At 46.0% G+C, this 6,077-nt stretch carries 4 protein-coding genes and 1 pseudogene; 2 read left to right on the forward strand and 3 right to left on the reverse strand.

All coding sequences use genetic code 11. The annotated features are described in order from the left end of the window. Positions 1–104: 104 nt before the first annotated feature. On the reverse strand, positions 105–875 hold the full coding sequence (locus EDD73_RS14310) for an ABC transporter permease (RefSeq protein WP_131921078.1): 771 nt from the start codon (positions 873–875) through the stop codon (positions 105–107). Next, positions 872–1,576 (reverse strand): ABC transporter ATP-binding protein, encoded by a 705-nt coding sequence (locus EDD73_RS14315; protein WP_165876550.1) that lies wholly within the window; start codon positions 1,574–1,576, stop codon positions 872–874. Before EDD73_RS14315 ends, EDD73_RS14310 begins: the two co-directional genes overlap by 4 nt. A 297-nt stretch (positions 1,577–1,873) precedes the next feature. On the opposite strand from EDD73_RS14315, the gene EDD73_RS14320 reads away from it, so the two are divergent. Beyond that, entirely contained in the window at positions 1,874–3,223 is a 1,350-nt protein-coding gene (locus EDD73_RS14320; protein WP_131921082.1) for a hypothetical protein, read from the forward strand. Positions 3,224–3,338: 115 nt separating this feature from the next. Here EDD73_RS14320 and EDD73_RS14325 read toward each other — a convergent pair whose 3' ends face one another. Next, positions 3,339–5,057: a methyl-accepting chemotaxis protein gene (locus EDD73_RS14325; protein ID WP_131921084.1), complete on the reverse strand. Its 1,719-nt coding sequence runs from the start codon at positions 5,055–5,057 to the stop codon at positions 3,339–3,341. A gap of 478 nt (positions 5,058–5,535) precedes the next feature. On the opposite strand from EDD73_RS14325, the pseudogene EDD73_RS15370 reads away from it, so the two are divergent. Continuing rightward, positions 5,536–5,879 (forward strand): annotated as a pseudogene (locus EDD73_RS15370) (transposase); the annotation flags it as partial. Between the last annotated feature and the right edge of the window lie 198 nt (positions 5,880–6,077).

Below are 6,077 nucleotides of genomic sequence, written 5' to 3' on the forward strand. Positions count from 1 at the left end.
GCCATTGGTAGTGTGTGCAACCCACGAGATGAATAAACATCGTTATTCGCTAGCCGACTAGGCCGATTGTTACCCACACGAAACAGCGAAGAGGCGTTTTTCCTTCACGACGGACGCGGGTAATACTCGGACGGTTGCAAATCCTTTGTAAAAAAAGGCCGCACAAACCAAATCCCGACGGCCATACTGGTGATGCTTGTGGAGGCCGTCAGTACAAGCTGAATTAAGATCTGGTACTTCACGGCTTCAATCGGACTGGCTCCGGCAATGATCTGGCCGGTCATCATGCCCGGTAACTGCACGAGGCCCACCGTTTTCATGCCGTCGATGGTCGGGCTCATCCCGGCGCGTACGGCCGCTTTTATGGCGCCGGCCGTTGCCTGGCGTACGGTTGCACCGAGGCAAAGCAAGGCGTTGATCTGCCCTTGACCGCTGGCCAATTCAGCCTGCAAGCGGTTGAGCGTTAACCCGGCGGCGATCATCGCATTGCCGATGATCATACCGCTTAAGGGGATGATGTAGCGGGGTTCTGTGGAGATAATGCCCAGGCCGATCAACAGCCCCAGCGTTATGAGCGCCGAGAGTAAAAGCGATCCGGCCATGTAGAGCAACGCTACTTGTCGTGGCAGCGTTTTAGCATGACCGGCAGCATTATGGCTGGCCACCGCAACCATGATCAGCAAGAGGGCCAGCAGGCCTGACCAGGAATTGAGATCAAAAATAAGTTGAAGAACATAGCCGATGAACAGCAACTGCACGACGGCGCGCACTGTACCGATGAGTAAGCTTTTCTCTAAGGCTAATTGCTGTCGGTAGGAGATGACCATGGCGATAAGTACAAAGCCCAAGGCGAGGGCCAGATGAAGTGTCGTCATGACCTTGTTCCTCCCCAAGTATCGCCGGGTTTACCCAGAAACGCTTGTTGCCCCGCTTCAATCCGCAAAAGACGCGATGCAATACGCTCCGCTTGGTGTGGATCGTGGGTCACCCAAATGACTGCCCTTTCCTTGGCAGCTACCCAGTTTTGAATGAGCCTTTCGATGTCCAGGGCCGTCGGTCCATCCAGTGCTGATGTCGGTTCATCCAGTAACAGGACCGTTGGTTCCAAAGCAAGTGTACGAGCCAAGGCGAGACGCTGGGCTTGTCCGCCCGATAGGGTGCTGGCCGACTGCTCGGCGATGGCCGGATCGAGATCGACATGAGCGAGCCAGCCAGGCACATCGCAAGGAATCTGCCAAAGGCGGCATCCGACGGTGAGATTATCAGCAACGGTGCCGGGAAAAAGCACCGCTTGTTGCGGCAAGTAGGCGATCTGACGGCGCAGTTGGGGAATGGGATAGGAGGATAGCGGTTTACCTTGCATAACGATCGAGCCGGAAGTGGCGCTGCGCATTCGATTGAGCAACGTCAACAAGGTGCTTTTGCCAGAGCCGGAAGGACCCATAACGGCCAGGATTTCTCCGGAACGGACTTCGCCGGTTAGGTTCGTCAGCAAGGGACGGGTAGTAAATGCAGCGTGTAAGCTAAGATGTTGCCAGGACAAGAGGGGGAGGAGGGGCGACACAGGTTCCGTCACAGGATCACCTCGTATATAATTTGTGTTCAAACGAATAGGAGTCAATGGCGCCAAGGAAAGTACATATCTATGCATGCAAAAAGAGTACAAACAAATCAACGCAGTGAATAATGATGTTGAAAAATGCATCAGATTCATCATAGCATAAAATGTGGTATCCTATGGATGAATTTTGTAGACAAAAGTGAACCTTCGAATTGCGAGAGCAGTGACGGTTTTTAGGGGGGGAGGATTGGGATGATCCCAAAAATAATCACCCTATGGGGTGCCTGTGTCCTTATAAGCGGATTATGCCTGATGACGAACAGCGATTTGCTGGTAGCACCGGTTCAAGCAAATGCCAAATGGCAGGTAGGCGAAGAAGTAGAACCATCCCGCTTGCGACAAGCGACTTCATTAAGCCAGGGCCAAACCCTTACGGTAACGGAAGGAGAAACGATGTTCTTTTCTAACGTGCCGGAACTAGTGAAAAAAGAAGGCTTTATGACGAGGGTGGACAATGTGATCTCCCAAACAGGCAACACCAGGGTCTTATCGTCGCATTTCAACCTGTTGGTTGCCCGCCAAAAAGGACGGGAGTACAGCCTACCTGCCAAAATGGGGATTGTTTTCGTCAATAATACGCACCGTACCGTCGACATTGTGGCGAAAAAGTTAGCCAACGGAACGAGCAAATTGCCCGATGGCACGCGAATCTACGCTAACGATCTGGCACCGATGATCCCGGGGGAAACGCTTGAGGTGTACTATGGTACCGAGCTTGGCAACGTGATCTTGGCCAACTATTTCAAAGACAATCAAGGAGAACGGCTTTGGCAGACGATTGAACCGGGGCAAAAATCATGGCTCTATGATGAAGTTGGCATTCACGGATGGCAAATGATCATGGGTGACTTTGTCTTTAAGGATCACCACACCGGTGAAATATTGAATCTACACAACCTTTCCGCAGGGGAAGCCATAGGGGTTTGCAGTTTTGTTGCTAAACGAAACACAGACCTAGATGCCTTTTATCGGCTTCATCAAAACAAAATCCTGGAGCAGGCTGACAATGAGGCTTTTCATATGCGCGGGCTGATCAATCAAGGCATCAACCGGCAAGTAACGCTTAAGTACAACAGCCGAAGCGATCAGATCAAATCGATTACCTTTAATACAGCGCTCAACGCCCGAGCTCATGATCCGGCGCAACCGGGTTATGAGCCGACCAAATTTACTAACGACCTAACCTATGGTTACGATGATTATGCCCGGATCAGCAGCTATGGACATGGCGAGGGTGCCTTTGTCCAGAACAACGGCTCCTATGGTGCATTGTACCATGTGACCCTGCACATCACCGGGCCTACGGCGATCGCGCTGCAAGGGAACGTTCCCAAAGGACAAGGCTTAGGGTATGTTGATCTTTATAACCAGTTTCTCACCGTTGCGCTGGATAACACTCCCGAGCCGGTGAAAACCGTACGGATTGTGGATCCCCATTATTTTTCGTATTATGAGAACCCAAGTCAATTGCGGGAATTAGGGTATGGTCAAATCGTCTATACCTTAGATGAAGAACGAGAAAGAACGTATCATCTAACGATAGGCCTAGCGCCCAATGCCTATGGACCTTATAAGATCTTCCTTCTTCCCATCGATAAATAAAGCAAAACAAGCTCGGCTTTCACTACCCGCAGGGGTCACGTTATGGCGTCACATAAGCCCACTCGACAATTATGATATTATTCCCAAACAATGACTTTTTTTTCGACAAGCGGTTCTAAATTTTGAATACAATGACCGCATTTTGTAGTTCATCAGCCATTTTTGAGAGTGCGTGACTGGATGATGCTATCTCTTGCATTGAAGCGGATTGTTCCTCTGTAGCAGCAGAAATACTTTGCGTCTCTCCAGTTATGTTTTGACTAACCGCTACAACTTCTTTTATGGAAGTAACAACCAATTCGCTGTTGTTGGACATTTGTTGAATTGCATCGCTTATCTCCCTAATTTGTACGGATACTTCACTCACCAGTGTCACGATCTCATCGAAAGATTTTTTGGCAAGTTTGACTACTTCTGTACCGGAAGCAACTTCTTTTGTACCTAAATGCATGGCCTCTACAGCGGTGTAAGTTTCCCCTTGAATTTCGCCAATAAGACAGGCAATTTGCTCTGTTGCGTCATGGGACTGTTCCGCGAGTTTGCGGACTTCCTCGGCCACTACGGCAAACCCTTTTCCGTGTTCACCCGCCCGTGCAGCTTCAATCGCTGCATTAAGGGCCAACAGATTCGTCTGACTTGCAATACCCGAAATTGTCTCAACGATTAGCCCGATTTCTTTGGAGCGGTCACCTAACTTCTCAACAGCTTTGGATGAATCGAATACAGTACTCTCAATATTGATCATCTGATTTATTACCGTATGGATAGCACTGTTTCCATTATTTGCAGTAATGGCTGCCTTCTCGGATAGACTGGTCACTTGGCTTACATTCATAGCCGCTTGCTGAATCCGAGTTGATATTTGACTAATCGACCTAGAACATTCTTCAATAGAAGTCTGTTGTCTGGTAGTGCCTGTTGAGACATCCGTTACTGATTCCGCAACCTGACTTGATGCCAAAGCCGATTGTTCAGTGCTTGCAGTAAGCTGTTCCGAAGCCGCAGCGAGTTGTTGAGAGGAACTAGCAACTTTTTGAATTAAAGTGCGAAGGTTATTTATCATTGTACAAATTGAAGTGGACAATTGACCAACTTCGTCTTTTGAATTTGTTGTGCGTTGTTTTTCAACGAGGTTCCCAGCAGCGGCGTCATTAGCAACTTCAGTTAGTTCTTTAAGAGGATTAGAAATTACTCGACCGATCATCGTTCCAATTATTGTTAATATAACGAGGGACAACAGGTTAGTAGTGATCAGTATAGTTATCGCTTTGTCTGCATTTTTATTATTTTGGTCGTCAGCTGCTTCAGCCTGTTTTTTTGTGTATTCAGCTAGTTCTTTGACTTTGTTATTTGACAACTCAGCTGTTTGACGAACATTTCTGAAATACAGGTCATATGCTTCGGCATTATTGTTGGACATTGCCAATGCTATGACTTTTTCTCTGTCTGTTCTAAATTTTTTAATTAAATCATCAATTTCTTGCATCATCTTTTTTTGATTATCATCGAGTTTTGTATTTGTTAGTTCATCTACGTTATTGCTGTAGCTGGTTGCTCTTTCTTGGATTTCACTTACTAGTTTTTTCTTCTCGTTATTATCTGTAGTAAGCATTAATTCAAGAAGTCTGGTTGCTATGACTCTTTGATGTACTCGGTTCTCATTCATCAGTTGTGTTGGAATTAATTTTTGATTGTACATATCTTCTACGGTATCGTTCGATTTTGATAAAAATAGGTAGCCAGTAAACCCGATTATGGAAGTAAATAATAATGATAATATAACTAGAAACCCTATTTTTTTAGCAATATCCAGGTCGCGAAACAATGTTAACATTAAGTACACCTCTTAATCATTTGTAATTTATGTAAAATGTTTATGGGGCGATGCGAAATTTCGATTTATGGCTTATCCCCATGATTGATAAATTAATTATATAAAAGGTAAACAATCAACCTACAGTAAATATTTTAGCATAATATGAGGTGAATATATTGATATTTTAATAACTTTAATATTTAAACCTATACTTCACATTTGTTAATTAGGGCTTGCTAAATAATCCGAGAAGCCGCAATTTTTAAAGGATTTTTTGTACTCTCTATCGAAATAAGTGCACAAAAATGAACAGTATACCCCGAAAAACCGTGCATATGGAGGCAGTAGCATGTACAAAAAACCGAGTCCGCAGATGACCATTGACGATTTTATCTTACCGTTTTCCGGAAAGCTCAGTGCCGAAAATCGCTGGGTTCAGTTAGCCCGCATCATTCCGTGGGACGAAATTGGAAAACATTATGCCTTCATGTTTCCAGAGCGAATTTATCATAACCGGGAAAACCTGGCCTACTGCAAAGCGCGAGGGATTCGCCTGAGTGGCCCACGACTTGGCCGACCACCGGCAAACCGCCTTTTGAAAAAAACGGAGAAACAAATCGAAAAACTTGATGCTCGGCAACGCAATGCCGTGAAAGGAAAGTTTGGAGAGGGCAACGCAAGTACAGCCTTGCTTGCATTGTGGCACGATTAAAAGAAGCGGCGGAATGCATGATTGCCATGCAATTCCTGGTAATGAACCTGGAGCATTGGCTCAGGGTTCTTTTTGCCCAATTTTGGGTTCAGATGATGGGTGGAATATTTCGCCCTAGTTTTTGTTAAGGGATTTGAAAAATGGGGTTTAGCTAGCAAGCCCTAACTACGAACCATCGAAATTGCTTGATACAGTCTCCGCAAAAAAGACTTGATCCGTTGGGGATTTACATATTAGAGTCTGTCTAAAAACCCCCGCATCCCAAGGGGCGATTCAAAAAACGCATTATTCGATGGTATTTTGCACCATTTAAAGGTATTTTGACT

It is taken from the genome of Heliophilum fasciatum (genome assembly GCF_004341395.1).
In the GTDB taxonomy this organism is placed as follows: domain Bacteria; phylum Bacillota; class Desulfitobacteriia; order Heliobacteriales; family Heliobacteriaceae; genus Heliophilum; species Heliophilum fasciatum.